This window comes from Pseudomonas agronomica, from assembly GCF_025917275.1.
Classification (GTDB): Bacteria; Pseudomonadota; Gammaproteobacteria; order Pseudomonadales; family Pseudomonadaceae; genus Aquipseudomonas; species Aquipseudomonas agronomica.
Map to the genome: position 1 here is coordinate 1 of NZ_JAOSHO010000489.1, position 3,641 is coordinate 3,641.

A 3,641-nucleotide genomic window follows, 5' to 3' on the forward strand; every position below is an offset into this window, starting at 1 on the left:
TGCAGGCGCCGCGGTCTATCTGTCCGGCGCTATCAACTCACACAACCGCGCCGTCGCCTCGATCATCTGTCCACTGGGCCGCTCCAGCCCCTTGTCATTGACCAACAGCAGCCGCCCCTGCGCCACCGGCCAGGTTTTCCAGGCGTCCAGCTGCGCCTGGTCCGTGGCCAGGATCATCTGCGGCTTGCGCTGCAACACCGACTCCACGCTCACCTGCGGTGCCGGCAGAGCAAGGTCGGCAAAAACGTTGTGGGCGCCGCACACGGCCAGCGCGTCACTGATAATCTGCCCACCCCCGACGGTGTACAGCGGCCGGTCCCAGACCTGATAGAACACCGGCACTGGCGTGTCCCGGCGATAGCGTTGTCGCAGCGCCTCAAGACGTGCGCGCAACTGCGCCGCGCGCTGCACGCCCCGTTCCGGGCGGCCGAGCTGCGTGGCGATGTCTTCGATTTGCGTGATGAGTTGATCGAGGCTATGGGGTTCGGCGACGTAGGTCGCAATGCCCAGTCGCTTGAGTTGCTCGCGCTGCACCGGGCCCACGCTGCCCGGCCAGAGCAGGAGCAGATCAGGCTTGAGGCTGAGCAAACGCTCCATGTCCAACTGGCCATAACGCCCAACCGAAGGAACATCCTTCAGGACCGGCGGACGTTCACCGCCATCCAGCACGCCCACCAGCAGGTCGGCGGAATCGAGTTCGACAAGGATTTCCGAGAGCGAGGGCGCCAGGCTGACCACACGGGGCGCCGCCACCGTCGAGGCGCTGGCGGCCAGCAGCAGGACCGCCAGCCAAAGACGCATCAACCGAGCTGACGCGGGATGCGATACAGGTAGAACAACACAGCGGTGGACAACGCCAGGAGCATCAGCGGCACCGCTTCGAGGCCGACGAACACTGCCAAGGCGCCAATCCAGGCCGGCAGGCCTGCCACCAGGAAGGCTGCGCGACGCCGCGCCGCCAGGGTGATCCAGGCTTGGGGTTCTTCAGGTGTATCGAGGGACTTTTGCGTGGCGATCAGGGCGTTTTTATAGCCGCCGAAGAACCGCAGGCTGACAAACATCGACGCCACGCCTGCAATGAACAGCGGCATCGCCAGCACTGGCAGAATAGCCTCGCCCTGGCCAAATACCGCGTTGATCACAAACAGCGGCAGCAAGGCCAGCGCCAGGTACTGCCACCAACTGACGGCCAGGCGCCGCCGGACTTGGCCGCGCGTCACGCCCGGTCGACCTCGCCCTGGTGCTCGTTGCCCATCATGTGGTCGAGCTTGCTGGCCTTGGTTGCCAGATAGAGTTTGTTGTGCGGGTTGTGACCGGTGTGCAGCGGCACGCGCTCGGCCACCACGATACCCATGTCGGTCAACGCCTTGACCTTGCGCGGGTTGTTGGTCATCAACCGCAAGGACTTGATACCCAGGTGCTCCAGCATCGGCAGGCAGATGCTGTAGTCGCGCAAATCGGCGGCAAAACCGAGGCGCTCGTTGGCTTCCACCGTGTCCGCACCGCCGTCTTGCAATTCATAGGCGCGGATCTTGTTCAGCAGGCCAATGCCACGCCCTTCCTGGCGCAGGTACAGCAACACGCCACGGCCTTCACGGGCGATGGCCTGCAAGGCGGCTTCAAGTTGCGAGCCGCAATCGCAACGCTGGCTGAACAGGGCATCGCCCGTCAGGCATTCGGAGTGCAGGCGGCCGAGTACCGGAGCGCCGTCGGCAAAATCACCCAGGCTCAGCACAACGTGCTCGCGACCGGTGGCTTCATCGAGAAAACCATGCATGGTGAATTGCGCAAAAGGCGTTGGCAGCTTGGAAGCGGCAACAAAAACGACAGGCACCGGTGTGCTCCTGATCTAGTACTGGAGATTCGCAGAGGCGGGCATTGTAACAGCACGATCCGATGGACGCTTAGGCTGAATTATCGCGCATAACGATCGAAAAGTTTGATCACGGCTTCGGTGGTTTGCCGTTTTCATCAAACGGATAGGGTTGCTTCCAGCGTTCGAAAATCGGCTTCAACTCACCGCTCTTCACCAGCACTTCCATGCGTCGATCGAACAACGCACGCAACGCACGGCCGTTTTCGTTGTTGGCAAAGCCCAGGTACAACGGCAGGTTGATCAGCGGCGAGAGCTTGTATTGCTTGGGATCGTCGGCCTTGGCGAGCACATCCTGGATCTCCATCAACGCATCGATGTAAAAATCGGCGCGATCATGGGCGAGCATCGGCAAGATACCCACGGCGCGGTGAATTTCATTGAAACGCCGGATATTGGGCAGGTAGTTGTTGTATTCGTAACCGCGCATCCATACCAGCCGATAATTGCCAATCGTCGCCAGGGTCGGTGACGGCTTGGAGGCCAGTCCGAGGGCATAGATATGATCGACATCGTAGTGCCAATGCGGGTAAAGCAGCCCTTCGGTTTCATCGCGGTAGGCGCCGACCTGGGCGTCCATCTCCCCGCGCTGCACCAACCCGATCGAACGGGTGTAGGGCACCGTACGGGTCTCCAGCTTGACGCCTTCAGGCTCGAACACTGCACGCAAGATGTCCCAGCCCATGCCCTGGCCATCGGCCTGGGTGTAATCGGACCACTCTTCGCTGGCCGCACGGATCTTGCCGGGCAGCGGCGCCGATTCCGCCGCCGGAACCCCGAGCAGCGCCCCTAAACACAGCAATAGCAGTAGTGCGCGGCTTACGCCCATGCCTGGTTCCCTCAGGTAAAACACCACACCAACCCTTGCATTGCGAGCCAGGCAAACACCCCGGCCAGTACATCGTCGAGCATGATGCCGACACCCCCGTGTACATGCCTGTCGATCCAGCGGATAGGCCATGGCTTGAGGATATCGAAGAAGCGGAACACCAGGAAACCCGCCAGCAACCAGTACCAGCCTTCCGGCACCAGCCACAGGGTAATCCACATGCCGACCATTTCGTCCCAGACGATGCCTTCATGGTCATGCACCCGCAGGTCATCCGCCACCTTGCCACACAGCCAGAAGCCGAACAGCATGGTGATGCCGAGCATCAGCCAGTAGCCCCAATCCGGCAACATCTGCCACACCGGTATGAAGGGTAGCGCAACCAGCGAGCCCCAGGTGCCCGGTGCTTTAGGCAAAGTACCTGAACCGAAGCCAAAAGCCATGAAATGCCAGGGATTGCGCCACACCGAAGGCGGGACAAACTCGGCCGGAACCTGATTGGGATGATCTGTCACGGTGTCTCCCGAAAATGTTGATAGCCCCGTATCTGCGGGGTGATGTCGCGCCCAAGGCTGTCCACCAGCGCGACGCCGTGCCCGATGCTGACCTCGCCGACCACATGGATCGGCCAACCTTCGGCCAGGAGCGCCGATAATCGGACCGGCGGCAGGGTAAACAACAACACGTAGTCGTCGCCACCACTCAGTGCCGCCTGTTGGGCGCTCGGCTGGCCGAGCAATGCCACCAGAGCGTTGGACAGCGGCAGTCGGTCCCGTTCAACAGTCAGTGCCACATCCGACGCCTGCGCGATATGTCCGCAATCGGCCAGCAAGCCATCGGAAATATCCATCGCCGCACTGGCCTTGCCCCGCAATGCCAGGCCGAGGTTGACCTGCGGCTGCGGTGACCAGTAATGCGCCAGCAGCGGCCCGGCGACCT

6 protein-coding genes are annotated in these 3,641 nt (G+C 62.0%); all 6 read right to left on the reverse strand.

Annotation, left to right across the window (positions count from 1 at the left end; all coding sequences use genetic code 11):
• Positions 1-15: 15 nt before the first annotated feature.
• Positions 16-801 carry a cobalamin-binding protein gene (locus OC610_RS23195; protein ID WP_264431147.1) on the reverse strand — a complete coding sequence of 262 codons (786 nt, stop codon included), beginning with the start codon at positions 799-801 and terminating at the stop codon, positions 16-18.
• A complete protein-coding gene (locus OC610_RS23200) occupies positions 801-1,220 on the reverse strand; it encodes a hypothetical protein (protein WP_030140453.1) in 420 nt (139 codons plus the stop codon). Before OC610_RS23200 ends, OC610_RS23195 begins: the two co-directional genes overlap by 1 nt.
• A complete protein-coding gene (gene ribA / locus OC610_RS23205) occupies positions 1,217-1,834 on the reverse strand; it encodes a GTP cyclohydrolase II (RefSeq protein ID WP_030140454.1) in 618 nt (205 codons plus the stop codon). The genes OC610_RS23200 and ribA overlap by 4 nt, the downstream gene beginning before the upstream one ends.
• A 109-nt stretch (positions 1,835-1,943) precedes the next feature.
• A complete protein-coding gene (locus tag OC610_RS23210; protein WP_264431148.1) occupies positions 1,944-2,702 on the reverse strand; it encodes a substrate-binding periplasmic protein in 759 nt (252 codons plus the stop codon).
• A gap of 11 nt (positions 2,703-2,713) precedes the next feature.
• The gene (locus OC610_RS23215) at positions 2,714-3,217 is read right to left on the reverse strand and encodes a phosphatidylglycerophosphatase A family protein (protein ID WP_264431150.1); all 504 of its coding nucleotides are present in this window, start codon (positions 3,215-3,217) and stop codon (positions 2,714-2,716) included.
• The coding region (locus OC610_RS23220) for a thiamine-phosphate kinase (protein ID WP_264431152.1) at positions 3,214-3,641 on the reverse strand (428 nt) is incomplete at its 5' end. The genes OC610_RS23220 and OC610_RS23215, both read right to left, overlap by 4 nt.

Coding starts and splice junctions, on each gene's coding strand:
- OC610_RS23210 (WP_264431148.1), bottom strand. CDS start 2,702: ATGGGCGTAAGCCGCGCACTACTGCTATTGCTGTGTTTAGGGGCGCTG.
- OC610_RS23195 (WP_264431147.1), bottom strand. CDS start 801: ATGCGTCTTTGGCTGGCGGTCCTGCTGCTGGCCGCCAGCGCCTCGACG.